The sequence below is a fragment of the Paraperlucidibaca sp. genome (genome assembly GCF_982810325.1).
Window position 1 is genome coordinate 20,941 of sequence record NZ_CEYEMI010000017.1, and the last position, 23,055, is coordinate 43,995.

Sequence of the window (23,055 nt, forward strand, 5' to 3'; positions counted from 1 at the left end):
AAATACGGCAGAATGAAATAGAGCACGATAGCGGCCATAGCGCCGGCAATAATATCGTCGAGCATGATGCCAAGGCCGCCATGCACATGGCCATCGGCCCAGCTCACCGGCCATGGCTTCCAAATGTCGAAAAGGCGAAACAGACCAAAGCCGAGCAGTACGGCAATAACGTGGTGGGTGTCCCAGTTCAGCAGTGGCACCACGGGGATTAGCGCAATCCATTGGCCAACAAACTCATCCCAGACAATGCCCGGATGATCATGTACGCCCATATGTTTAGCGGCCTCACCACAAATGGCGACGCCGGCGACAGCGGCAATAGCTACCCAAATCAGGTACACCGGCAAGGGGAAACTGGCGAATGCGGCAAACCAAACCACGGCGAGCGCAGAGCCAACAGTGCCTGGAGCTTTCGGACTGCGGCCTGAGCCAAAACCATAGGCTAATAAATCCAGCGCACGCGGTAAGCGTGGCAGCGGCTGTGTCATGCGCGCGTACTCAAAAGTGCTGATATCCAGCGAGGCCTTCATGCTCCCAAGCCTTGCCTTGCTTGGTCAAGCGCAAGCCGAGAGTTTTCGTCACTTTACCGATGGCTGTGAGCTTAGACTTTATTGCCGGCGTGTTATCGAGCTGCTGCCATTTATCTGATGGGATGGTTAGCAGTAGCTCGTAATCGTCGCCAGCGCTTAAGGCCCAATCACGCGCTTGCGCATGGGCTTTCAGGCTGGTGCGGGCATACGCTTTCAGCGCATCGGATAGAGGCAGATTGTCGATCTCAAGCTCTGCGCCCACGCCTGAAGCCGCGAGCAGATGGCCAAGGTCCTGCAGGAGACCATCGGAAATATCCATACCGGCGCTGGCGAAACCACGAACGCCCACACCTGAGTTTATGCGCGGTGATGGCCGATTGAGCCGATCGAGGAGGTAGTCTTGGTGATCATCGGAAAGGTTGAGTAGCGCTTCATCGGCGAGCGCAGCAGCCGTGGCATCTGAAGCCAACGGCAAGCTCGCTTGTTTAAACGCATGCAGCGCCAGCGCCAAACCAGCGCCAGCATCGCCCAAAGTTCCGGTGGCACAAATCACATCGCCAATTTGAGCCGTGCTGCGCCGTAAAGCATAACGCTGCTCAACGCTGCCCATTGCGGTAATGGTTACCGACAATGGCCCACGCGTGGTGTCACCGCCAACCAAGGGCAGCTCATAGATGTCGGCTAAATTCCAAAATCCTGTGGAAAATGCCGCCAGCCACGATTCATCTGCCTCGGGCAAAGTCAGATTTAGCGTCACCGCTAATGGGGTAGCGGACATCGCCGCCAGGTCAGAGAGATTCACCGCCAGCGCCTTCCAAGCTATATCGCCAGGGTCGGCATTGGGCAAGAAGTGTCGGCCAGCAACCAGCGTATCGGTGGTCACCACCAAGCGCTCGCCTTCAGGCACTTCCAGCAGCGCAGCATCATCGCCAATGCCCAAAGTCACTTGCGGAGTGCCCACGCTTGGGTGCCCCGGCACAGTGATTTTGTCGCGAACAAAGTAGCGCCGAATCAGCTCAAACTCACCGATGCTCACTGCGCAAAACTCCGCATAGCTGGCATCGCTGAGCTGAAAAGCATCATGAATTAATCAAGCTCATGCCGGCGTAAGCTCTGCGCCAACTGATCCAAAATACCGTTGATGTATTTATGTGATTCGGTCGCACCAAAGGTTTTCGCCAGCTCAATGCTCTCGTTAATCACCACGCGATAAGGCACGTCGACACGATGCTGAAGCTCGAAACTGCCAATGCGCAAAATCGCCAACTCCACTGGGTCTAGCGCAGAAAACTCGCGGTCGAGCAGCGGCGTAAACAATTCGTCGAGTTCGGCATGGATCGGTGGCACGCCATGCAGCAGATCATGAAAATAATCCAAGTCAACTTTGTGCATGGCATTTTCGACGCGATAACGCGCCTCGATTTCAAATGCCGGGTTACCAGACATTTGCCATTCATAGAGTCCCTGCAGCGCGAAACGCCGGGCCTTACGGCGCGCTGCAGGATTGAGGCCAGGGCTTGCGCTCACGAGTTAACCTACCGCCTTTAGTAGCGAAATCATCTCGATGGCAACCATAGCTGCATCGGCGCCTTTATTGCCTGCTTTCGTGCCTGAACGCTCAATCGCTTGCTCAATGGAATCGACCGTTAGCACGCCAAAGCTCACTGGAATATCCGAGTCCAATGACACAACGCCCAAGCCTTTCGCGCATTCGCCAGCGACGAAATCGAAGTGCGGTGTGCCACCACGAATCACGGCGCCAAGCGCGATAACAGCATCATATTTACCAGTAGCAATGAGCTTTTTCGCTACCAATGGCAGCTCCCACGCACCTGGTGCACGCACGACGGTGATGTTGTCGTCAGTCACGCCATGACGCTTTAGCGCGTCAAGTGCACCGCTGAGCAGTGATTCCACAACAAAGCTATTGAAACGGCCAACGGTGATCGCATAGCGGGCATTGGCGTTTTGGAAGTTACCTTCCAAGGTTTTGATTTGGCTCATGGTTTATCCTCAGATTTAATCAGTAGTAATGTATTCGACGATCTCAAGGCCAAAACCCGAGAGCGCATTAAATTTCATTGGCGAGCTCAGCAAACGCATTTTCGACACGCCTAAATCGCGCAAAATTTGCGAGCCAACACCGATAGTGCGGTACATGCCAGATGTCTCCGTCGTACGCGGACGCTCAGCAAAAAAACCTTCGATGTGTTCAATCATATCGGCGGCGCGATAGTCTTGGCTGAGCAGCACTAGCACGCCAGACTCGGCCTCGCTTATGGCTTTCAGGCTGCGCTGCATATTCCAACCCAAGCGACCGTTATAGCGAGCATGTAAAAGATCTCGCAACGGGCTTACGGCGTGCACACGCACTGTTGGCACAGCACCACTTCCAAGCTCACCTTTAACTAGAGCAATGTGTACACCGTCGTTGTTGGCTTCGCGATATACGTGCAGCTGGAAGTCACCAAACTCAGTAGGCAGCGTGCGTGTCGACTCACATGCCACGGTTTGCTCATGCACCATGCGGTAGTGAATTAAGTCGGCGATGGTGCCGATTTTCAGCCCATGCTCTTCGGCAAACTTTTCTAAATCAGGACGGCGCGCCATGGTGCCGTCGTCATTCATCACTTCACAAATAACACCGCTGGGATCAAGACCTGCTAGTCGCGCGAAGTCACAAGCAGCTTCGGTATGGCCAGCACGATGCAAAACGCCGCCGGGCTCAGCCATCAATGGGAAAATGTGACCCGGCTGAACGATGTCTGCCGACGTAGCATTTAAGCCAGCAGCCGCCTGCACGGTGCGTGCGCGATCGGCAGCGGAAATACCAGTAGTGACACCTGTTGCCGCCTCAATAGACACGGTGAATTTCGTGCCATAGCCGGAGCCATTGGCTTGCACCATGAGGCCGAGATCGAGCTGCTGGCAACGCTCACGCGTCATCGGCATGCAAATTAAGCCGCGCGCATGACGCGCCATAAAATTGATGTGCTCGGCTTGGCAATGTGAGGCGGCCATGACGATATCGCCTTCATTTTCGCGATCTTCGTCGTCCATCAACACCACCATTTTGCCTTGGCGTATGTCTTCAATCAGCGCTTCTACAGAATCAAGTTTCATGCCTATCCTATCGAGTTAATGGCCGAGAAAAGGCCGGTTAATTAGCGTGCCGTATTAACTTCACGAACACAGGCTTGGCGGATTTGGCGTACACCCTCGCCGAGGGCATTGCGAGGAAGGCGCCGATCAGGAGCCTCCCAAACACGTTCGTCTAAAGCTAAAACATCGGTGATGCCAAAACGCGTTTCGCCACCGTAGGCGAAGGCGTCAAAAATGCAACGACACAAGGCTTCGCGCTGGCCAGCAGCTACGGTCGCATCTGTCATGCAGGTCTGCATAAACTGCTGCTCGCGGGCGGCGGCAAAATCGACAGCAAACGCCGAGGCAGGCATGAGCACAGTCACCAGTGCCGCCAACTTTAGGTGCTGCGAAAAAGTGTGCTTCATTTTAACGTGAGCCATAACCATTCTCCGCCAACATAGCCAGCGTAATACCAGCGCCAGCAGTGGATTGTGCAGCGCGCTCGCCCATCATCAAACGCTCGAGGTAGCGCGCTAAAACATCGACTTCGAGGTTGAGCTTAACGCCTGGAGCCCAATCACCGACATTAGTTTCTTGCACGGTGTGCGGCACGATATTGAGATCAAACACGGCACCATCGATGGCATTAATGGTCAAACTCACGCCATCGGTGGTGATCGAACCTTTCTCCGCCATGTATTTCGCGAGGCTATCAGGGGCTTTCACGCGGTAGCGAATCGAGCGCGCACTTGGCGTAACCGAGACAATTTCACCAACGCCATCAACATGACCACTGACCAAATGGCCGCCCAAGCGCGTAGTCGGTAACAAAGCTTTTTCTAAGTTGACGCGATGGCCAACGGTGAAGTTCGCTAACGTTGAGCGTGCCACGGTTTCCAGCGAGACATCGGCGCTATACCAATCGCCGCCCTGCGCAATCACGGTCAGGCAAACGCCATTAGTAGCAATCGAATCACCGAGTTTGACGTCAGCCATGTCTAGCTTGCCGGTAGCGATTGTCAGCCGCAGGTCTCCGCCGCGCGGCTCCATACGTCGTACTAAACCAACCGCTTCAATGATGCCTGTAAACATTGCCTAACTCCGGAGCCTTAAGTTGCTGCAACTGAGCAATGGTAAATCGTGCGGGTATCTTCACCGATTTGGCGGCGATCCGTAACCCTCAAGCGGCACTGCTCAGTCATGCGCTGCATGGGCCATGCAATGGCAGCACGCGCTTCGCTGCCGAGTAACGTTGGCGCTTGGTAAACAATTAATTCATCGACCACGCCTGCTCGTAAAAAAGCACCGGTGAGCGTGGCGCCCGCCTCCAGCATTAAGGTGTGATGGCCCGCTGCCGCTAGCGTGGATAATGCCACGTGAATATCTAGACCTGATTGGTTGCTGGCCGTTTGCGGAGCGCTCTGCGTAGGCGAATTAGCTGTTGCCAACGCTATCGCCTGCAGTAATGCACCACTTGCCTTCAGAGCCTCAACGCGAGCGGCCACTTCAGCAGAATCATCAATAGCACCATGCAATACGCGCACCGCACCACCCGACGCAAACAATGCGGAATCTATAGGCGTACGCGCAAACGTGTCGAGCACCACACGCTCAGGCTGACGCGCGCCATTGGCTGCATGTGCCTGCAGCTGCGCAGCATCCGCCCACATCTCTGGACGCACATTCAGACTAGGGTCATCGGCCAAAATCGTAGCAGAACCGGTAATAATAGCGCTGCTACGTGCCCGCCAACGCTGCACATCGGCGCGGGCGGCACTGCCGGTAATCCATTTCGACTCGCCCGATGCCATGGCGCTGCGGCCATCGGCACTGAGGGCGATTTTTGCGCGCAGCCAAGGGCGACCGCCGGCCATCACACGTAAAAATCCAGGGTTTTGCGCCTGCGCCTGTTCAGCGAGCAAGCCATCGCGGACATGAATGCCGGCGTCTCTTAAGAGCTTGAGGCCACGGCCAGCGACCTGAGGATTAGCATCACGAACGGCGACCACCACTTCTGCCACGCCAGCAGCGATCAATGCCTCAGCACAGGGCGGCGTACGGCCATGATGTGCGCAGGGCTCGAGCGTGACGTAGGCTGTTGCACCGCGAGCTAACTCTCCCGCCTCAGCCAAAGCATAAACTTCCGCATGCGCTTCGCCTGCACGCAAATGTCCGCCGCGACCGACCACCACGCCATCGCGAACGATAACGCAGCCGACCTGCGGGTTGGGATGCACCGAATATTGCCCATGCGCGGCAAGGCGCAAGGCTTCGGCCATATGCGCGTAATTGGCAGCGGTAAATTCGCTCACTCGCCAGTCTCAGCCGGGCGCAAGCTATCGATTTCAGCGCGGAAAGCATCGACATCTTGAAAGTCGCGATAGACCGAAGCAAAACGCACATAAGCCACAGGATCGAGCCGCTTGAGCTCAGTCATCACTAACTCGCCAATATGCCGCGTTTTGATTTCACGCTCACCGGTGGCGCGCAATTTATGCATGATTTGATGCACCGCAGCATCAATACGATCGATGCTAACTGGGCGCTTTTGCAGGGAATGCAGCATGCCTTCGCGCAATTTTTCGACGTCGAAAGGCTGGCGCGTACCATCAGATTTGATGACGCGAGGGATAACTAATTCGGCGGTTTCAAACGTAGTGAAGCGCTCGCCGCAGGAGATGCACTCCCGGCGGCGGCGAATTTGATCACCATCGGTCACCAGACGTGAGTCGATGACCTTGGTTTCTTCTGCCTTACAGAACGGACAATACATGAGAAAAGAACCACCCTGTGTTTCGTCAACAACAGTGTTTTGATGTCGGGCTTAATTAAGCGCCGTACACCGGATATTTAGCGCAGATCGCTTTGACCGCAGCAGCCACGCGTGCTTCCACTGCCGCATCGCCTTCAGGGTTAGCTTTCAAACCTTCGATGACATCAGCAATCCAACCCGCCAGCTCAGCGCAGTCAGCCTCGCTAAAACCACGCGTGGTCACTGCTGGCGTGCCGATACGGATGCCCGACGTCACGAATGGTGAACGTGGATCATTCGGCACTGCGTTTTTATTCACGGTAATGCCAACACGGCCCAAGGCTGCATCGGCATCTTTACCAGTGATGTCTTGTTTGATCAGCGAGAGCAGGAACAGATGGTTCTCGGTACCGCCAGACACTACATCAAAGCCACGATCCATGAATACACGAGCCATGGTTTGCGCATTCTTCACAACCGCTTGCTGATATGCCTTGAACTCAGGCGCCATCGCTTCTTTAAAGCAAATAGCTTTCGCCGCAATAGCGTGCATCAGCGGGCCGCCTTGGTTGCCGGGGAATACCGCCGAGCTAAGCTTTTTCTCGATGTCGGCATTGGCGCGAGCCAAGATCAAACCAGAGCGCGGGCCACGCAAAGTCTTGTGCGTTGTTGTAGTGACAACGTCAGCGTAAGGCACTGGGTTCGGATAAATACCGGCAGCGACTAGGCCAGCAACGTGAGCCATATCGACAAACAGATAAGCGCCGACTTTATCGGCAATAGCGCGGAAACGTGGGAAGTCCAAGACCTGCGAATATGCCGAGAAGCCTGCAATGATCATGCGCGGCTTGTGCTCTACGGCCATGCGCTCAACTTCGTCGTAGTCGATCAGGCCAGTGTCGGTATCGATACCGTACTGCACGGCATTGTAGTTTTTGCCGGAAAAGTTAACTTTCGCACCATGCGTTAAGTGGCCGCCATGAGCTAAAGACATGCCCAATACAGTATCGCCAGCGTTCAACAAAGCCAGGAATACGGCGCTGTTGGCTTGCGAGCCAGCATGTGGTTGCACGTTGGCATAGTCAGCGCCAAACAATTCTTTCGCGCGATCGATGGCTAATTGCTCAATCACATCGACATATTCGCAGCCACCGTAGTAGCGCTTGCCCGGATAACCTTCGGCATATTTGTTGGTCAGCTTCGAGCCCTGCGCTTCCATCACCGCTGGCGAGCAGTAGTTTTCCGAGGCAATCAGCTCGATATGCGCTTCTTGGCGCGCATCTTCTTGCGCCATAGCAGTGGCTAATTCAGGGTCAAAACGCGAAATGGTGAGGTCATTGCTGAACATGCGGGGCTCCGTGGCGGCTCGGGGTGCTCATAAGTGATGGCAGATTATACGGCAAATCAGGCAGAAAGGCAGCGCCAGAAACCACCAACTCAGTAGCAAATAGTTTGCAATGTAACAGTGTGCAGTGTAAAGATTACGACATTAGCAAATACATGGCGGAGCTTTGTCGTGAACACCTATCGAATTCGCAGCACTGACGGCATCACATTGCATGCCAAAAGCATGGGCTCACCCGATGCACCGGCCTTAGTGCTGGTGCACGGCTATCCCGATAATCATCGCGTCTGGCTACCAGTAGCCGAGCGCCTAGCCGAGCATTTTCATGTCATTTTGTATGATGTACGCGGTGCCGGCGAGTCGGACTCTGGCCGCAATGTCGCGGCTTATCGCCTGACGCAGCTAGCTCACGACCTCGAAGCCGTGGTCGACTCAGTCATCCCAGCGCAGCGATTCCATCTCGCCGCACACGACTGGGGCTCGATTCAAAGCTGGGAGTCCGTTACCGGCCAAGCGCTCGATGATCGCATCATCAGCTTCAGCAGCATTTCTGGCCCGAGCTTAGATCATGCCGGCCATTGGATGCGCAAGCGCCTGGGCAGCAGCGAACCGAGAGCCATTATTGAAGGCCTGCGCCAGCTCACCAGCTCTTGGTACATCATGCTATTTCAAGTGCCGGTGGTAGCGCCGAGCATGTGGAAGCTGGGTGTAGGCCGCTTATGGCCAAAATACTTATCACGCTTTGAACGCGTGCAAGAACAGCATCCCAACCCTTCGCAAACCGCCGATGGCGTTGAGGGCGTAAAACTTTATCGCGCCAACTTCCTTAATAAGCTCACTGGCCCCGCCGAAGCCTTCGCCTGCTGCCCGGTGCAAATCATCGTTCCCGCTCGCGACAAGTTCGTCAACGTCAGTCTGTTTGATGATCTGAAAACATGGGTGCCCGAGCTTTATCGCCGCGACATCGACGCTGGCCATTGGGTTGTGCTGAGCCAGCCCGACCTCATTGCGCAATGGATTGCTGAGTTTGCCTTTGGAATGACACAAGAAACACGCCCCGCCGCACTCAAAGCATTGGCCGTTGCCTGAGGAAACCATCATGACAGTTCACACGCTAAAAGCTCGTAAAGTGCAATTCGATTTATCCACAACGCCATTGCATTGGATCCCAAATGATCCATTTGCCACTCATTTGATCAATAGCATCAACTTGATTTTACCGGCGGGTGAGCTCTGGTTTTGCCGTGTCTTCAACCAAGCGCTGCCACTTATCAAGGATGAAAAATTGCGCTTAGAAGTGAAAGGCTTTATTGCTCAAGAAGGCATGCACGCACGTGCACACAAAGGTGCGTGGCCTTATTTAGAAAGACACAATATCGACATCACCGCACTGCTAGCGCGCTCCGATCGCATCTTCGGCACGCTACTGAGCGATTCGCCATTGGGCATCAATATGCTTAACCGCAAACGCCTGCAAAAACCGTGGCTGATCGCACGTGTCGGGCTAGTAGCCGCCATTGAGCATTTCACCGGCTTTTTGGGGCAATGGTGCATGGATAACACCAGCTGGGACAAAGCCGAGCCGACCATGGCCGACTTGTTTCGCTGGCATTTGGCTGAAGAAGTTGAGCACCGCAGCGTTGCCTATGATCTATATGAGCATCTGTGCAAGACCGAGCTGGGCTTTTATGTCAGCCGCCAAGCCATGATGGCTGCTGTATTTCCCTTGTTTATCTATTTGTTTCTGGATGGCTATCGCCATCTTGGCGCACAAGATAAAGACGATGCTCGCAGTTTACGCTTGGCTAAAAGCAGCATATTGCGACTGATTGTAGAGCTCGAGAGCAATGGCATTAGCCGAGAAAACGTACCGCGCTTTTCGGCATTCTGCATGGCCACACTGCATTGGATATCGCCCCGCTTCCATCCTGAAAGCGAAGGCAATACCGAGCAGGCACTAAATTACTTGGCGCGCTCACCCGCCGCGCGAGCCGCCCTCGCGCGAGAGCAGCCAGTAGCCCAAGCCGGCTGACACAAACGATGCCACGAGCACGGCCAAACGATCGACCAGCGCGACGCTTTGGCCAGAATGCTCAAACGCTAACGAACTAATAAACAGACTCATGGTGAAGCCGATGCCGCAAAGCACGGCGGCACCATGGAGCTGGCGCCAGTTGGTACGATCAGGCAGCTGCGCCCAACCCATGCGCACGCAGAACCACGAAAAGCCCACAATACCAATCTGCTTACCAACGAATAAGCCCAGCGCAATGCCCTGAAACACGCTATTTGACAGCACCTCAAAGCCAAGCCCCGCCAAACTCACGCCAGCATTGGCAAAGGCAAAAATAGGCACAATGGCAAACGCCACCCACGGGTGCAGCGCATGTTCCAAGCGCTCAGATGGCGAATTTCCGTGACCATCGCGAGTCACCGGAATTGCTAACGCAATCACCACGCCAGCCAACGTAGCGTGCACACCAGACTTCAGCACACTTACCCATAAAATTAGACCAACTACAGCATAGGGCGAGATGCGCCTTACGCCAGTGCGATTCATTATGAACAAGGCCGCAGTCGAAATTGCCGCAATAATTAGCGAGAGTACGGATAATTTGCTGGTGTAGAACAGCGCGATAATGATCACCGCACCCAAGTCATCCATCACCGCTAAAGCCATAACAAAGGCTTTCAATGCCGGCGGCACACGCGAGCCGAGCAAGGCAATGATGCCTAAAGCAAAGGCAATATCTGTTGCCGATGGAATTGCCCAGCCGGCTAGTAATGCTGGATCTTGATAGTTGAGTGCAACGTAAATCAGTGCTGGCACAGCCATGCCGCCAATGGCTGCAGCGCCAGGCAACACGATTTGCTTCATCGAGCTGAGATGGCCATGCACCATTTCGCGCTTAATTTCTAAGCCAACGATGAGAAAAAACACCGCCATCAAGCCGTCGTTAATCCACAACAGCATAGGCTTGTCGATATTCAGCGCACCCACGCGTACTTGCACGGGGATAGACAGCAGCCATTCGTAAAACTCACGGCCTGCCGTGTTAGCCAGCGCTAGCGCCGCAAATGTAGCCAGCATTAATAAAATGCCCGCCTGCACGTCTGGTGCCCAACGCTGCCACGGCCATTGTGTCGTTGTAACCCTCACACGCATCTCCTTTGTCACGAGTTCCCGCAGGTTGATCGGGGTGCAGTATACTGCGCCGCTTGATCCGCCCTAATACAGGAGCATTGTATGGCGCAGTATATTTACACCATGAACCGGGTGTCTAAATTAGTTCCACCTAAGCGAGAGATTCTAAAGGATATTTCGCTATCTTTTTTCCCCGGCGCAAAAATTGGCGTACTCGGCCTCAATGGCTCCGGCAAATCCACTTTGCTACGCATCATGGCTGGTGTCGATAAAGACTTTAGCGGCGAAGCTCGCCCTCAAGCCGGCATTAAAATTGGCTACCTAGAGCAAGAACCCGAGCTCGATGCCAGCAAAGACGTGCGCGGCAACGTCGAAGATGGCGTGCGCGAATGCCTCGACGCCATGGCTCGTCTCGACGAAGTCTTCTCCGAATACGCCAGCGAAGATGCTGACTTCGACAAACTTGCCGCTGAGCAAGAAAAACTCGAAGCCATCATTCAAGCGTGGGATGGCCACAACCTGAACAACCAGCTTGAGCAGGCCGCCGATGCCCTACGCCTACCGGCTTGGGATGCTGAAGTCGCGACACTGTCTGGCGGTGAACGCCGCCGTGTGGCGCTATGCCGCCTGCTGCTGTCGAAACCCGACATGCTGCTGCTCGACGAACCAACCAACCACTTGGATGCCGAATCCGTGGGCTGGCTGGAAATATTCTTAAAAGACTTCCCCGGCACCATCGTCGCCATCACCCACGATCGCTACTTCCTTGAGAACGTAGCCGAATGGATCTTGGAGCTCGACCGCGGTCGTGGCATCCCTTACGAGGGCAACTACACCGGCTGGCTAGAGCAGAAAAGTGCGCGTCTAGACATGGAAAATCGCCAAGAGGAAGCCCACACCAAGGCTTTGAAACGCGAGCTGGAATGGGTACGTAGTAACCCGAAAGCGCGTCAGGCGAAATCTAAGTCGCGTATGCAGGCTTATGAAGAGTTATCGAGCAAAGAGTTCCAGAAACGCGCCGAGACTCAGGAGATTTATATTCCACCTGGTGAGCGCCTAGGCGACCAAGTCATTGAAGCCAAAGGTATTGCCAAATCATTTGGCGACCGCCTACTTTATGAAAACTTGAGCTTCACCGTGCCGAAAGCGGCGATTGTTGGCATTGTCGGCCCCAACGGCGCCGGTAAAACCACACTATTCCGCATGATCACTGGCGAGCAAAAGCCTGATGCCGGTGAAGTCGTTGTCGGTCAGAGTGTGAAGGTGGCGTACATCGGCCAGATTCGCGACTCACTCGACGACAGCAAATCGGTTTGGGAAGAAGTCTCTGGCGGCCTCGACATCATGAAAGTCGGTGATTACGAGATTCCATCACGCGCTTATATCGGCCGCTTTAACTTCAAGGGCCAAGATCAGCAAAAACGTGTTGGAGACTTGTCTGGTGGTGAGCGTAACCGTTTGCAACTAGCGAAAATTTTGCAAGTTGGCGCTAACGTGCTGCTGCTCGACGAACCCTCCAACGACCTCGACGTAGAAACCCTGCGTGCCGTTGAAGAAGCGCTATTGACCTTCCCCGGTGTGGCCATGGTGGTGTCTCACGATCGCTGGTTCCTAGACCGTATCGCCACGCACATCCTTGCTTTTGAAGGCGATAATGTGGAGTGGTACGACGGCAACTACACCGAGTACGAAGAGTATCGTCGCAAAAAACTCGGCAGCAATGCTGGGCCTAAGCGAGTGAAATACAAAAAAATGGCCTAAGTCGCTTTAGGCTATATCAGCGCCCGCCCTATGGCTCGGTCAACGAGTCCTCTAGGCCGGGCGTTTTTAATGCCAGTAACTAAACCTAGAGATCACCATGGATATTTCCTCACGTAAGTTGCATCCACTGATTGCTTTGGCTGCGCTGTCAGTGCTTATTTTCGGCGTTGTCGCTAGCGCTAAGACCCTAGGCTGGCTGCCCATTGGCTCAGCTACCGCTGCCGAAACCGATGGCACCACCACGGTTGAACGTGTAGCTGAAATTCCTGCCGCACCTGATGCCAAAGAGCAATGGCATGCTATTGAGCCGAAAGAGACTGCAAAAGAAGCCAGCACCAGCGTGCGCGTGGCTGAAGTTAAGCAGCAGCCTGTTCAGAAAAAGCCATATGCTGAGTATGGCCATCAGTCGAAAGCAACAACTGAGCGTTATTCCAGCTGCGTAGATTGTGGTGTAGTTACTGGTATCACACCGATTGCAGCGGCGAGTAATGGCCCAACCGGCATTGGTGCGGTCTTAGGCGCAGTTGCTGGCGGCGTCATTGGCCATCAGATTGGTGGTGGTAGTGGCAAAAAAGTGGCCACCGTTGCAGGCGCATTAGGTGGTGCTTATGCGGGCAATCGCTATGAAGGCAGTCGTGTTCGCGGCTACGAGATGTCGGTGCGCCTAGATAGCGGCGAAGTGCGCAGTATTTATTACGACAACAACCCCGGCTTCTCAGTGGGTGACGCAATACGCATGAGTGGTGGCAACGTAGTCCGCCGCTAAAATGCTGCTAGCGCTACGAGCTTCTTAGCGCAGCAGTATACAGATAGCAAAAAGGCCTTTAGTTCACACTAAAGGCCTTTTTTATTTCCCGCTACAAACGCTATAACCGCTTAGCGGTCTGGCAACGTGATGTTTAGCTCCAGCACCGAGCAAGTGCCCTGGCTATCGAGCTCAACTTGCACCTGATCTTCAGTGATCGGCACATATTTACGAATCACTTCTAAAATGTCGCGGTGCAGCTGCGGCAAATAGTCGGGCTGTGAACGCTGGCCGCGCTCATGAGCAACAATAATCTGCAAACGCTCTTTCGCCATCGATGCAGTCGTGGGCTTTTTTTGCGCCCGGAAAAAATCCATAAAGCTCATGTTAGCCTCCAAAAAGTCGCTTCAAGATGCCTTTTTTCTGCACCTCTAAAAAGCGGTGAGGCATGTCAGCGCCGAGCAAACGATCCACGGCATCACCATAGGCTTGGCCAGCATCGCTTTCGGCATCAAAAATTACTGGAACACCCTGGTTTGAGGCTTTCAACACAGCCTGTGACTCAGGAATGACGCCAAGCAGCTTGATCGACAAAATATCTTCTACGTCGGTCACCGAAAGCATTTCGCCGGTTTCAACACGCGCCGGATCGTAGCGAGTCAGCAGCAAGAACTCTTTAATTGGCTCGCGATTTTCTTCAGCACGCTTAGATTTGCTCGACAGCAACCCCAGCATACGATCGGAGTCACGCACCGATGACACTTCGGGGTTGGTCACCACGACAGCTTCATCGGCAAAGTACATCGCCATATGCGCGCCCTTCTCGATGCCCGCAGGTGAGTCGCAGATGACAAAATCGAACTGCGCACTAAGCTCACTCATGACGCGACCTACACCTTCGACAGTCAGGGCATCTTTATCACGGGTTTGACTGGCAGCCAAAACGAATAAGTTATCTAAACGCTTATCTTTGATCAGCGCTTGGTTTAGCGTGGCATCACCTTGCACAACGTTGATGAAGTCATACACCACACGGCGTTCGCAGCCCATGATGAGATCTAGGTTACGCAGACCAACATCGAAATCTACTAGCACAGTACGATGCCCACGCATCGCTAAACCAGTGCCAATAGCAGCACTCGAGGTGGTCTTGCCTACCCCACCTTTACCCGACGTTACGACGATAATTTTTGCCACAAAAGATTCCTCAAAAGCATGAGCGAGCGTTACCCGCCAGTATTGTTCAAAGGTCGTACAGGTTCAACATATCTTCACTCAAACTCAGGCGTGTAGCCTTGCGCCAATGTGAGTCGGAGCGCAGGTCATCGGCAACGCGGTAGCGCCCTGCGATAGACACCAGCTCAGCCTCAAGCGACTGACAAAATACTTGCGCGCTGGTGTCGCCCTGCACGCCCGCCAGAGCGCGACCACGCAATGGACCGTAGATATGAATATGGCCATCGGCGATGACTTCAGCGCCCGCGCTCACCGGCGCCAAAATGACTAAATCACCGGATGAGTAAATTTGCTGACCACCGCGTACAGGCTGGGTAATAACTTGCGTAGTCGCCGCAGCAACTGGTTTTTGCTCAGGCTCTACGGCGACACGATGGCCATCGGCGTCGTAAGTTTTTTCAGCACTTTTCGTGCGCAATGAGGCCAGCACAGGCAGGCCGACCGAGGCTAGGGCTTCATGCATGGCTTTGGGCGCGCGCAAACCAACCAAGCTGACGCCGAAAGATTGGCAGAGAGCAACAATGGCCGCCCAATCAGCAGCGCTTTCAGCCACTTTCTCAACGCTTAAAATAACCGGAGACTGCTGCAGCCAAGCAGCGGCATCGAGCGTGCGTGCGGCTAGCTGGGTTTTTATTTCAGTAAGACTCGCCGACTGCAATTCCAGCACGGTCGCGGTAAATGAACTGCCTTTGAGTTGAAATGCAGCGGATGCGTCAGAAACAGCGGAGGAAGCCATAGCGTTGAATCAATAAAAGCGATGGGTGTATTGGAAACGAGGCGGCGCAGGCATGCAAGCCAAACGCCGCATTTGTCGCAAAAAACGGTCTAAAAGCAGTGTATTAAGCGTGTGTTTTCAACAACGCATTTACTTTATCGATATACGCTTGCTCTGCAGCGGCTTGGCTCATGCCTTTTAGCGCAGCCCAAGCGTCGAACTTGGCACGATTGATCATGTCAAACATGCCGGGGCGGCTGCCGCTGGCATCGCCTTGACTGGCTTGTTTGAAGTGCGCATAGAGCGCGAGCATATCGTCATTGCCAGGGCGTTGGGTCAGCGTTTTTACATCTTTTTGGGCTTGTTCAAAGGCGCTCATGGCCAGTCTCCGTGAAAATAAAAAGAGTTGGTGAAAATAATCGGGTTGCATACAGCCCGCCTGCTCGCCAACACTACCAGTACTTACTCATTTGCGCACGAGCCATCAGTCGGCTTCTGCCTTTTGCTTTTAGGGGTGTCCATGCGCGTCGGATTTATAGGAATAGGCCTGATGGGTGTACCCATGGCCAAGCGCCTATTGCAGGCCGGTATTGAGCTTAGCGTGTGGAATCGTACCGCTGCCGCCTGTGAGCCCTTACATGCTGCCGGAGCTCATGTCTTTGCCTCTGCGCGCGAGCTTGCCGCCAACGTTGATGTGCTGATGCTCTGCGTCTCGGACAGCGCCGCTGTAGAGGCAATATGTCATGGTGCCGATGGGGTTTTCGCTGGCGCTCATTCGGACTTAATCGTTGTCGATCACTCATCCATCGCGGCCGATGTCACGCGCCAACTTGCCGCTGAGCTCAGAAAAATCGCTAATACCGAATGGGTAGATGCACCCGTCTCTGGCGGCGTTGCCGGCGCTGAAAATGGCCGCCTCGTGATTATGGCCGGCGGCAAAGCAACGACGATCGATGCCGTGCGGCCTGTGCTCGCCCATTACAGCCAACGCATCACACGCATGGGTGATGTTGGTGCTGGTCAGGTCACGAAAATCTGTAATCAACTCATCGTCGCCGCTAATAGCGTGCTCATTGCCGAGGCCGTAGCCTTAGCCGAGCGCGCCGGTGTCGATGCCAGTTTGCTCGCACCAGCATTGGCAGGCGGCTTTGCCGACTCGCTGCCATTCCAAGTGTTATCGCCGCGTATGGCCGAGCGCCGCTTCACACCGGTGCAATGGAAAGTATCCACGCTGGCGAAAGATTTAGGCAATGCCCAAGCATTATCAGCTCAAGTTAATCTAGACACACCACTCGCTGCTCACGCCTTGCAACGCTTACAAGCACACGCCGGCAATGGTTTTGCTGACGCCGACTTAAGCAGCGTTATTACACATTACTTACCTGACTTGGATGCCGGCTCATGCTGAAATTCTCTGCCAATCTCTCGCTGCTATTCACCGAGCTCCCGCTGCTTGAGCGTTTTGCGGCAGCGCGTCGCGCCGGCTTCCAAGCTGTCGAAATTCAATTTCCTTATGAGTTAAGCATTGAAGCCATTTCCGCTGAGCTTGATCGTCACGAACTAGAGCTAGTGCTAATCAACGTGCCCGCCGGCGACCTGATGCAAGGTGGCAATGGCTTAGCTGGCGTGCCGGGGCAGGAGCAATCTTTTCGGCGCGCGGTTTTACAGGCGCTGCCCTATGCGCAACAACTGGGCGTGAGCTGCGTCAATGTGCTCGCCGGCCGCCAAACTGCCGACGCCGATCTCGTGCAGTGTTTGCACACGCTAGTCGCCAATGCGCGCTATGCCGCTGAAGCCTTCCACAGCATTGGTGTCATCACCACATTAGAAGCCATTAACACGTTCGATATGCCTGGCTTTCTCATCAGCAATATCGCGCAGATGCAGGAGATCCTTGAAGCTGCCGACCACCCCACCTTAAAGATGCAGTTTGACTGCTATCACCTCGCGCGCATGGGTGAAGATATCGTGAGCAGCTTGCTCGAAAATGTCGCGCAAATTGGCCATATTCAATTTGCCGATGCACCAGGGCGTGGCGCACCGGACACAGGCAAGCTACCGCTACAGGGCATTTTTGAAGTGATTGAGATGCTGCCATATGCAGGATGGACAGGAGCTGAGTATCGCCCCGGCGAGCTGGGCACCGAGGCGAGCTTGGAGTGGTTTAAGGCTTATCGCTGATTAAAAACCGCACCAGTTGGACTAAGCAACATCACAACGCATCCAGCGCCTCACTTAAGCGCCCAACGCCAACCACCTTAATGCCTTCAATAGCCTGCTTAGGCACATTGCCACGCGGCACAATGGCGCGGGTGAAGCCATGCTTGGCGGCTTCTTTCAGGCGCTCTTGGCCATTCGGCACTGGGCGTATCTCACCGCTTAAACCAATCTCGCCAAACACCACCAAATCGCTGTCGAGGGCTTGGCCACGCAGGCTCGATGTTACCGCCAACACCACCGCCAAATCTGAGCCGGTCTCCAGCACTTTCACACCGCCCACGACGTTGACGAAGACATCCTGACCTTGGCTGGAAATGCCACCATGGCGGTGCAATACCGCCAGCAACATCGCTAACCGGTTTTGATCTAAGCCGACAGCGACACGGCGCGGATTGCTAAAGGCATCATCGACCAAGGCCTGTACTTCCACCAACAGTGGCCGCGTGCCTTCGCGCGTGATCATCACTACCGAGCCGGGAATAGGTTGGTCATAGCGCGAGAGAAAAATCGCCGAGGGGTTGGATACTTCGCGCAGGCCACGATCGGTCATGGCGAAAACACCTAGCTCGTTGACCGCGCCAAAACGGTTTTTTACGGCACGAATTAAGCGAAAGCGCGAGTCGGCCTCGCCCTCAAAATACAGCACGCAATCGACCATATGTTCGAGCACGCGAGGACCAGCGAGTGCGCCTTCTTTAGTCACATGGCCGACCAAAAACAGCGCACAGCCTGAGCGCTTGGCATAGCGCGTGAGCAAGGCCGCCGATTCGCGAATTTGCGAAACGCCGCCGGGCGCCGAGGTCAGACTATCGGTGTACAGCGTTTGAATTGAGTCCACCACCAAGATGCGTGGGCGCTCTTGCTCGGCGGTGGCGATGATGGTTTCGACTTGCGTCTCGGCCATCACGCGTAATTTATTGAGTGGTAAGTCGAGGCGGCGGCCGCGCATGGCGACTTGCGATAACGACTCTTCGCCAGTGATGTATAGCGCCGGCAAAGTCTGCGCCAGATGCGTTAGCGTTTGCAGCAAAATCGTTGATTTGCCGATGCCAGGGTCGCCGCCAATCAGCACTACCGAACCAGTCACTAGGCCACCGCCCAAGACGCGATCGAGTTCAGATAAGCCAGTAGCAATCCGTGGCGCATCTTCGGTGGCAATGGCATCGAGCACGCTAACTTGCGCGGCTGTGCCAGCATAGCCCACAGCACGTCCGACCGCCCTGCTGACTATTGCGCGCTGTTGCTCGGCTATGGTGTTCCATTCGCCGCAATCAGCGCACTGTCCGCCCCATTTACTCGACTCCGTGCCGCAGGCACTGCAAACATAAACGCTGCGAACCTTAGCCATGCTCAGCCTCCGCATCCGCTATTGGTGTCTCGGCAAGCTCAAGCGGCTGAGATGGTCGACGCACACGCGCAGTTAAGCGGCAAAACAATTCATAGCTAATGGTGCCGGCGGCACTGGCAATCTCATCCACAGGCAAGCCTTGGCCCCACAACACGACCTCATCGCCAACGTTAACGCTGCCATCCACCTTCACGGTGATCATGTCCATCGAGACCCGGCCAACGAGCTCATAACGTCGGCCAGCAATGAGTACCGGCGTGCCTGTTGGGGCGTGGCGCGGATAACCATCGCCATAACCTATCGACACCACGGCAATGCGCGTGCTGCGCTCTGCCAGCCAACTCGCGCCATAGCCCACGCGCTCGCCGGCCGGCACGGTGAAAACGCTGACCACGCGTGCATGCAGCGTCATCACCGGGCGTAGATCAAAGTCGGCGGCTGAACGATCAGCAAACGGCGAGCTGCCATAAAGCGCAATGCCCGGCCGCATCCATTCATCTGCGGCCTCAGGCCACGCCAAAACGCCAGCGGAGTTAGCCAAGCTTCCAGCCACAGATGTGCCTTTTTCTGCAGATAAGGCCTGCTGTAGTGCACGAAAGCGACCCAACTGCTGATCGGTCATGGCTAGCACCGGCTCATCAGCGCAGGCAAAGTGTGCTGCGATGCCAAGACGATGTACGCCAACGCAATTGCCCAATCGCCGCCAAGCCATCAACGCTTGTGCTGGGCGAAAGCCGAGGCGATTCATACCGGTGTTTATCTTTAGCCAAACCGCTAAAGGTCGGCTCGACTCAGTGGCTTCAAATAAATCTAGTTGCTCGGGGCTATGCACTACTAGCGTTAAATATTGCGCGCGTGCGGTGGCTAGCTCCTCAGCATTAAACACGCCCTGCATGACCGTGATATTGCCTTTAACGCCCTGTGCTCGCAGCGCTAGAGCCTCACTCATGCAAGCCACGCCAAGACCATCGGCATGATCGGCTAATAGCGGCGCGACCTGCGCGATGCCATGGCCATAGGCATCGGCCTTGACCATCGCTAACAACCTAGCTTCGGGCATATGCTCGCGCATGACCGCTAGGTTATGCAGCAGCGCCTGTGCATCCAGTGTTAGCCAGCATTCACGCATCACTAGTACTGCTCCGTTTCGCGATAATACTCCGGCGACAAATCTTCAAAGCGCGTGTATTTGCCCAAGAAGGCCAAGCGCAGGCTGCCAATGGGGCCGTTACGTTGCTTACCAATGATGATTTCCGCCGTGCCTTTATCCGCCGATTCGGGGTTATAAACTTCGTCGCGATAAATAAACATGATGACGTCGGCGTCTTGCTCAATAGCACCAGATTCACGCAAATCCGACATCACTGGGCGTTTATTTGGGCGCTGCTCTAGCGAACGGTTGAGCTGCGACAATGCCACCACGGGGCATTCCATCTCTTTCGCCAAGGCTTTTAGCGAGCGCGAAATTTCCGAGATCTCGTTGACACGGTTGCTCTCTAAGCCCGGCACTCGCATCAGCTGCAAATAATCGACCATGATCAAGCCGATGCCGCCATGCTCACGCGCCACACGCCGTGCTCGCGTACGCACATCGTTCGGGCTCAATGATGCCGAGTCGTCGATCATCAGTTTCTGCTCGGCCAACATAGTGATGGTTGAGGTCAGGCGTGGCCAATCATCCTCTTCGAGCTTGCCCGAACGCACGCGGCCCTGATCAATGCGGCCGAGCGATGACAACATACGCATGACCAGCTGTTCAGCAGGCATCTCCATGGAAAACACCAGCACCGGTTTATCCGAGCGCATCATGGCGTTTTCCACCAAGTTCATCGCAAACGTGGTTTTACCCATCGATGGCCGCGCCGCGACAATCACTAAATCACTTTTTTGCAGGCCAGAAGTCTGCTCATCGAGCTTTTCAAAACCAGTGCTGATGCCAGTGATGGCGTCGCCAGACTGAAATAGGCTATCGATACGATCTAGCGCCTTGGTTAGCAAAGGCTTCAGCGCTTGCGGTCCACCGCTCTTTTGACTTTGCTCGGCAATCGCGAAAATCTTGCGCTCGGCCTCGTCGAGAATGGCCTGTGCACTGGCGCCCTGCGGCAAAAAAGCCGAGTCCGACACTTCATTACTAATGCGAATCAGCTGTCGTAATACCGAGCGCTCACGCACGATGTCGCCATAAGCCGCGATGTTTGTTGCCGATGGCGTATTGCGCACCAGCTCGCCCAAATAGGCCATGCCGCCAGCATTTTCTAACTCGCCCAAGCGTGTCAGCGTTTCGGCAATAGTCAGCGCATCGCGCGGGCTGCCTTCGGTTGCCAACAGGTTAATGGCGCGGAAAATCAGGCGATGATCGCGGCGATAAAAGTCTTCCTCGCCCACGCGATCAGAGACTCTATCCCAGGCCTGGTCATCGAGCAGCAAGCCGCCGAGCACAGCCTGCTCAGCTTCTAGCGAATGCGGAGGTAGTTTTAACGCCGACAGCACGGCATCTTCAGCGGGTTTTTGCGGAATATTCATCGGGCACATCACATCAAATAGTGCCGTTAGCTTAGGCGCAAAGACCGCCGTGACCAAGACCTTGACATGAATATTGCCGATTCAAATTGCAGAAAAACAAAAGGGCGCTGGAGTTACCCCCAGCGCCCTTTGTTGAAGCTAGCGTTAAGCCAGCATGAAGCAGTGTTTGCGGCTTATTCGGCCGTAATCACCAACTTCAATGTCGCAGCCACATCGCTGTGCACATACACAGCAACTTCGAACTCGCCGGTGTTACGCAGCGGGCCGTCTGGCAGACGAACTTCAGTTTTGTCGACAGCAACGCCAGCAGCAGTAGCTGCTTCAGCGATGTCGCGGTTACCGATCGAGCCGAACAGTTTGCCTTCATCGCCAGCTTTCGAGGCAATAGTGACAACCAATTCTGCCAAAGCAGCTGCACGTGCATTGGCAGCTGCCAGCACTTCAGCTTCTTGACGCTCTAATTCAGCACGACGAACTTCGAAGTTAGCCAAATTTTTTGCCGTAGCTGGCAGCGCTTTACCCTGAGGGATCAGGAAGTTGCGGCCAAAACCAGGCTTAACATCAACTTTAGTGCCTAGAGCACCAAGGCCTTTAATTTTTTCTAAAAGAATTACTTGCATCACGCACCCCAGCCTTAGATGTGGTTATCGGTGTAAGGCATCAGGGCCAGGAAGCGCGCTTGCTTGATAGCAAGAGTTAGCTGACGCTGGTAACGAGCCTTAGTACCGGTGATACGGCTTGGAACAATCTTGCCGTTTTCCGTGATGAATTGCTTCAGTGTCTCTACATCTTTGTAATCGATGTAGGTGACTTTGTCGGCCGTGAAACGGCAGAACTTACGACGACGATAGAAACGCGCCATGGTTTCCTCTCCTTAATCCTGTCTATGCAGTGATTGCGCATGCAATACCAATTGTTCCGGATCGCGGTGGCTGGCTGATGCCAAAAAGCCCATCGCTATAACGCGGTCGCCAAGGCCAAAGGCCATCAGGCTGTTCGCAGTGTCGGCGGCCACATGGACCTTGAGCACTAGCTGAACCTCGCGTGCCGCACCTGCCTCTGTTTGTTTCGAACGGTGTCGCATTAAGAAATCTTGATGCGCAACGCCCGCAGGGCTCATACGACGCGGGAAGATTTTCTCAATCACCCCGCTAAACCGGAGCAGGTTATGCTCCACGCAGATCGCTCCGCGAATCAGTCAGCCGACGCTGACGAATCTGAACCTTCATCGGCACGAGCAGCTTTACGAGCACGCTTCTCTTCTGCACCTTTGGCAAGGATTGATTCTTCAGTGATGGCTTCTTCACGACGGATGATCAAGCTGCGGATCACGGCGTCGTTGTAACGGAAGGCTTCTTCCAATTCCACACGCACGGCATCTGAACACTCAATATTGATCATGATGTAGTGGGCTTTATGGATTTTGTTGATTGGGTATGCCAATTGACGGCGACCCCAATCTTCTAAGCGGTGAATGCTACCGCCTGCATCTTTCACGATCCCGGTGTAACGCTCGACCATGGCGGGCACTTGCTCGCTTTGATCGGGGTGCACCAAGAACACGATTTCATAATGACGCATCGTATTGTGCTCCTTACGGATTAGTCAGCCCCGCCGACAGCCGGCAAGGCAAGGAGTGCGAGTATTTCGC

Annotated in this window: 28 protein-coding genes; 6 read left to right on the top strand and 22 right to left on the bottom strand. The window is 54.7% G+C overall.

Features of this window, described 5'->3' with window-relative positions:
- The 10 genes from AC3DKE_RS07410 to glyA form a co-directional block, all read right to left on the bottom strand.
- Positions 1–488, bottom strand: a 488-nt coding sequence (locus AC3DKE_RS07410; protein ID WP_487990319.1) for a phosphatidylglycerophosphatase A family protein, incomplete at its 3' end; no start/stop codon positions are given.
- A gap of 10 nt (positions 489–498) precedes the next feature.
- Entirely contained in the window at positions 499–1,566 is a 1,068-nt protein-coding gene (thiL, locus tag AC3DKE_RS07415; RefSeq protein WP_487990320.1) for a thiamine-phosphate kinase, read from the bottom strand.
- Between the two features lie 50 nt (positions 1,567–1,616).
- The gene (gene nusB, locus AC3DKE_RS07420; protein WP_340676091.1) at positions 1,617–2,057 is read right to left on the bottom strand and encodes a transcription antitermination factor NusB; all 441 of its coding nucleotides are present in this window, start codon (positions 2,055–2,057) and stop codon (positions 1,617–1,619) included.
- 3 nt (positions 2,058–2,060) lie between these two features.
- The gene (gene ribH, locus AC3DKE_RS07425) at positions 2,061–2,534 is read right to left on the bottom strand and encodes a 6,7-dimethyl-8-ribityllumazine synthase (protein ID WP_340676090.1); all 474 of its coding nucleotides are present in this window, start codon (positions 2,532–2,534) and stop codon (positions 2,061–2,063) included.
- 15 nt (positions 2,535–2,549) lie between these two features.
- A complete protein-coding gene (gene ribBA, locus AC3DKE_RS07430) occupies positions 2,550–3,653 on the bottom strand; it encodes a bifunctional 3,4-dihydroxy-2-butanone-4-phosphate synthase/GTP cyclohydrolase II (RefSeq protein ID WP_340676089.1) in 1,104 nt (367 codons plus the stop codon).
- Between the two features lie 41 nt (positions 3,654–3,694).
- Entirely contained in the window at positions 3,695–4,054 is a 360-nt protein-coding gene (locus AC3DKE_RS07435) for a hypothetical protein (protein ID WP_411729515.1), read from the bottom strand.
- Entirely contained in the window at positions 4,041–4,706 is a 666-nt protein-coding gene (locus AC3DKE_RS07440) for a riboflavin synthase (RefSeq protein ID WP_487990323.1), read from the bottom strand. The genes AC3DKE_RS07435 and AC3DKE_RS07440 overlap by 14 nt, the downstream gene beginning before the upstream one ends.
- Positions 4,707–4,723: 17 nt before the next feature.
- The gene (gene ribD / locus AC3DKE_RS07445; RefSeq protein WP_487990324.1) at positions 4,724–5,926 is read right to left on the bottom strand and encodes a bifunctional diaminohydroxyphosphoribosylaminopyrimidine deaminase/5-amino-6-(5-phosphoribosylamino)uracil reductase RibD; all 1,203 of its coding nucleotides are present in this window, start codon (positions 5,924–5,926) and stop codon (positions 4,724–4,726) included.
- Complete coding sequence (gene nrdR / locus AC3DKE_RS07450; RefSeq protein ID WP_340676086.1) at positions 5,923–6,387, bottom strand: transcriptional regulator NrdR; 465 nt, start codon at positions 6,385–6,387, stop codon at positions 5,923–5,925. The genes ribD and nrdR overlap by 4 nt, the downstream gene beginning before the upstream one ends.
- Before the next feature lie 55 nt (positions 6,388–6,442).
- Complete coding sequence (glyA, locus tag AC3DKE_RS07455) at positions 6,443–7,714, bottom strand: serine hydroxymethyltransferase (RefSeq protein ID WP_340676085.1); 1,272 nt, start codon at positions 7,712–7,714, stop codon at positions 6,443–6,445.
- Between the two features lie 168 nt (positions 7,715–7,882).
- Here glyA and AC3DKE_RS07460 point away from each other — a divergent pair, with 168 nt between their 5' ends.
- Both AC3DKE_RS07460 and AC3DKE_RS07465 read left to right on the top strand, forming a co-directional pair.
- Positions 7,883–8,800 carry an alpha/beta fold hydrolase gene (locus AC3DKE_RS07460; protein WP_379071201.1) on the top strand — a complete coding sequence of 306 codons (918 nt, stop codon included), beginning with the start codon at positions 7,883–7,885 and terminating at the stop codon, positions 8,798–8,800.
- 10 nt (positions 8,801–8,810) lie between these two features.
- A complete protein-coding gene (locus AC3DKE_RS07465) occupies positions 8,811–9,743 on the top strand; it encodes a metal-dependent hydrolase (RefSeq protein WP_487990326.1) in 933 nt (310 codons plus the stop codon).
- On the opposite strand, the gene nhaA is transcribed toward AC3DKE_RS07465, so the two are convergent.
- A complete protein-coding gene (gene nhaA, locus AC3DKE_RS07470; RefSeq protein WP_379072163.1) occupies positions 9,687–10,802 on the bottom strand; it encodes a Na+/H+ antiporter NhaA in 1,116 nt (371 codons plus the stop codon). The genes AC3DKE_RS07465 and nhaA overlap by 57 nt on opposite strands.
- Positions 10,803–10,958: 156 nt before the next feature.
- Between nhaA and ettA the strand changes: the two genes are divergently transcribed.
- On the top strand, positions 10,959–12,617 hold the full coding sequence (ettA, locus tag AC3DKE_RS07475; RefSeq protein ID WP_340676081.1) for an energy-dependent translational throttle protein EttA: 1,659 nt from the start codon (positions 10,959–10,961) through the stop codon (positions 12,615–12,617).
- A gap of 97 nt (positions 12,618–12,714) precedes the next feature.
- The gene (locus AC3DKE_RS07480) at positions 12,715–13,383 is read left to right on the top strand and encodes an outer membrane lipoprotein (RefSeq protein ID WP_487990327.1); all 669 of its coding nucleotides are present in this window, start codon (positions 12,715–12,717) and stop codon (positions 13,381–13,383) included.
- 110 nt (positions 13,384–13,493) lie between these two features.
- Here the strand turns inward: AC3DKE_RS07480 and minE are convergent, their stop codons facing one another.
- The 4 genes from minE to AC3DKE_RS07500 form a co-directional block, all read right to left on the bottom strand.
- Positions 13,494–13,748 (bottom strand): cell division topological specificity factor MinE, encoded by a 255-nt coding sequence (minE, locus tag AC3DKE_RS07485; RefSeq protein ID WP_340676079.1) that lies wholly within the window; start codon positions 13,746–13,748, stop codon positions 13,494–13,496.
- Between the two features lies 1 nt (position 13,749).
- Positions 13,750–14,559 carry a septum site-determining protein MinD gene (gene minD, locus AC3DKE_RS07490; RefSeq protein WP_340676078.1) on the bottom strand — a complete coding sequence of 270 codons (810 nt, stop codon included), beginning with the start codon at positions 14,557–14,559 and terminating at the stop codon, positions 13,750–13,752.
- A gap of 46 nt (positions 14,560–14,605) precedes the next feature.
- Positions 14,606–15,334, bottom strand: coding sequence for a septum site-determining protein MinC (gene minC, locus AC3DKE_RS07495; protein WP_340676077.1), 729 nt, complete (start codon positions 15,332–15,334; stop codon positions 14,606–14,608).
- Between the two features lie 103 nt (positions 15,335–15,437).
- Positions 15,438–15,692 (bottom strand): acyl-CoA-binding protein, encoded by a 255-nt coding sequence (locus tag AC3DKE_RS07500; RefSeq protein ID WP_340676076.1) that lies wholly within the window; start codon positions 15,690–15,692, stop codon positions 15,438–15,440.
- 141 nt (positions 15,693–15,833) lie between these two features.
- On the opposite strand from AC3DKE_RS07500, the gene AC3DKE_RS07505 reads away from it, so the two are divergent.
- Together AC3DKE_RS07505 and AC3DKE_RS07510 are read left to right on the top strand one after the other, a co-directional pair.
- Positions 15,834–16,721 (top strand): NAD(P)-dependent oxidoreductase, encoded by an 888-nt coding sequence (locus AC3DKE_RS07505; protein ID WP_487990328.1) that lies wholly within the window; start codon positions 15,834–15,836, stop codon positions 16,719–16,721.
- A complete protein-coding gene (locus AC3DKE_RS07510; RefSeq protein ID WP_340676074.1) occupies positions 16,715–17,494 on the top strand; it encodes a hydroxypyruvate isomerase family protein in 780 nt (259 codons plus the stop codon). Before AC3DKE_RS07505 ends, AC3DKE_RS07510 begins: the two co-directional genes overlap by 7 nt.
- A gap of 31 nt (positions 17,495–17,525) precedes the next feature.
- Here AC3DKE_RS07510 and radA read toward each other — a convergent pair whose 3' ends face one another.
- The 7 genes from radA to rpsF form a co-directional block, all read right to left on the bottom strand.
- Positions 17,526–18,881 carry a DNA repair protein RadA gene (gene radA, locus AC3DKE_RS07515; RefSeq protein ID WP_487990329.1) on the bottom strand — a complete coding sequence of 452 codons (1,356 nt, stop codon included), beginning with the start codon at positions 18,879–18,881 and terminating at the stop codon, positions 17,526–17,528.
- On the bottom strand, positions 18,874–20,010 hold the full coding sequence (gene alr, locus AC3DKE_RS07520) for an alanine racemase (RefSeq protein WP_340676146.1): 1,137 nt from the start codon (positions 20,008–20,010) through the stop codon (positions 18,874–18,876). Before alr ends, radA begins: the two co-directional genes overlap by 8 nt.
- A 2-nt stretch (positions 20,011–20,012) precedes the next feature.
- Positions 20,013–21,404: a replicative DNA helicase gene (gene dnaB / locus AC3DKE_RS07525; RefSeq protein ID WP_340676072.1), complete on the bottom strand. Its 1,392-nt coding sequence runs from the start codon at positions 21,402–21,404 to the stop codon at positions 20,013–20,015.
- 173 nt (positions 21,405–21,577) lie between these two features.
- On the bottom strand, positions 21,578–22,024 hold the full coding sequence (gene rplI / locus AC3DKE_RS07530; protein WP_340676071.1) for a 50S ribosomal protein L9: 447 nt from the start codon (positions 22,022–22,024) through the stop codon (positions 21,578–21,580).
- A gap of 14 nt (positions 22,025–22,038) precedes the next feature.
- A complete protein-coding gene (gene rpsR / locus AC3DKE_RS07535) occupies positions 22,039–22,266 on the bottom strand; it encodes a 30S ribosomal protein S18 (RefSeq protein WP_340676070.1) in 228 nt (75 codons plus the stop codon).
- Positions 22,267–22,278: 12 nt separating this feature from the next.
- Positions 22,279–22,581 (bottom strand): primosomal replication protein N, encoded by a 303-nt coding sequence (priB, locus tag AC3DKE_RS07540; RefSeq protein ID WP_340676069.1) that lies wholly within the window; start codon positions 22,579–22,581, stop codon positions 22,279–22,281.
- A 17-nt stretch (positions 22,582–22,598) separates the two neighbouring features.
- Entirely contained in the window at positions 22,599–22,985 is a 387-nt protein-coding gene (rpsF, locus tag AC3DKE_RS07545; protein ID WP_340676068.1) for a 30S ribosomal protein S6, read from the bottom strand.
- Positions 22,986–23,055 lie beyond the last annotated feature (70 nt).

Bases quoted from the DNA above. Each gene is read 5' to 3' on its own strand.
- minC (WP_340676077.1), bottom strand. From the start codon at position 15,334: ATGGCTTCCTCCGCTGTTTCTGACGCATCCGCTGCATTTCAACTCAAA.
- ribBA (WP_340676089.1), bottom strand. From the start codon at position 3,653: ATGAAACTTGATTCTGTAGAAGCGCTGATTGAAGACATACGCCAAGGC.
- alr (WP_340676146.1), bottom strand. From the start codon at position 20,010: ATGCGTGAATGCTGGCTAACACTGGATGCACAGGCGCTGCTGCATAAC.
- AC3DKE_RS07505 (WP_487990328.1), top strand. From the start codon at position 15,834: ATGCGCGTCGGATTTATAGGAATAGGCCTGATGGGTGTACCCATGGCC.
- AC3DKE_RS07465 (WP_487990326.1), top strand. From the start codon at position 8,811: ATGACAGTTCACACGCTAAAAGCTCGTAAAGTGCAATTCGATTTATCC.
- minE (WP_340676079.1), bottom strand. From the start codon at position 13,748: ATGAGCTTTATGGATTTTTTCCGGGCGCAAAAAAAGCCCACGACTGCA.
- AC3DKE_RS07480 (WP_487990327.1), top strand. From the start codon at position 12,715: ATGGATATTTCCTCACGTAAGTTGCATCCACTGATTGCTTTGGCTGCG.
- ettA (WP_340676081.1), top strand. From the start codon at position 10,959: ATGGCGCAGTATATTTACACCATGAACCGGGTGTCTAAATTAGTTCCA.
- AC3DKE_RS07500 (WP_340676076.1), bottom strand. From the start codon at position 15,692: ATGAGCGCCTTTGAACAAGCCCAAAAAGATGTAAAAACGCTGACCCAA.
- AC3DKE_RS07510 (WP_340676074.1), top strand. From the start codon at position 16,715: ATGCTGAAATTCTCTGCCAATCTCTCGCTGCTATTCACCGAGCTCCCG.
- rplI (WP_340676071.1), bottom strand. From the start codon at position 22,024: ATGCAAGTAATTCTTTTAGAAAAAATTAAAGGCCTTGGTGCTCTAGGC.
- radA (WP_487990329.1), bottom strand. From the start codon at position 18,881: ATGGCTAAGGTTCGCAGCGTTTATGTTTGCAGTGCCTGCGGCACGGAG.
- rpsR (WP_340676070.1), bottom strand. From the start codon at position 22,266: ATGGCGCGTTTCTATCGTCGTCGTAAGTTCTGCCGTTTCACGGCCGAC.
- glyA (WP_340676085.1), bottom strand. From the start codon at position 7,714: ATGTTCAGCAATGACCTCACCATTTCGCGTTTTGACCCTGAATTAGCC.
- nhaA (WP_379072163.1), bottom strand. From the start codon at position 10,802: ATGCTGGCTACATTTGCGGCGCTAGCGCTGGCTAACACGGCAGGCCGT.
- rpsF (WP_340676068.1), bottom strand. From the start codon at position 22,985: ATGCGTCATTATGAAATCGTGTTCTTGGTGCACCCCGATCAAAGCGAG.
- ribH (WP_340676090.1), bottom strand. From the start codon at position 2,534: ATGAGCCAAATCAAAACCTTGGAAGGTAACTTCCAAAACGCCAATGCC.
- AC3DKE_RS07440 (WP_487990323.1), bottom strand. From the start codon at position 4,706: ATGTTTACAGGCATCATTGAAGCGGTTGGTTTAGTACGACGTATGGAG.
- AC3DKE_RS07435 (WP_411729515.1), bottom strand. From the start codon at position 4,054: ATGGCTCACGTTAAAATGAAGCACACTTTTTCGCAGCACCTAAAGTTG.
- dnaB (WP_340676072.1), bottom strand. From the start codon at position 21,404: ATGAATATTCCGCAAAAACCCGCTGAAGATGCCGTGCTGTCGGCGTTA.
- nrdR (WP_340676086.1), bottom strand. From the start codon at position 6,387: ATGTATTGTCCGTTCTGTAAGGCAGAAGAAACCAAGGTCATCGACTCA.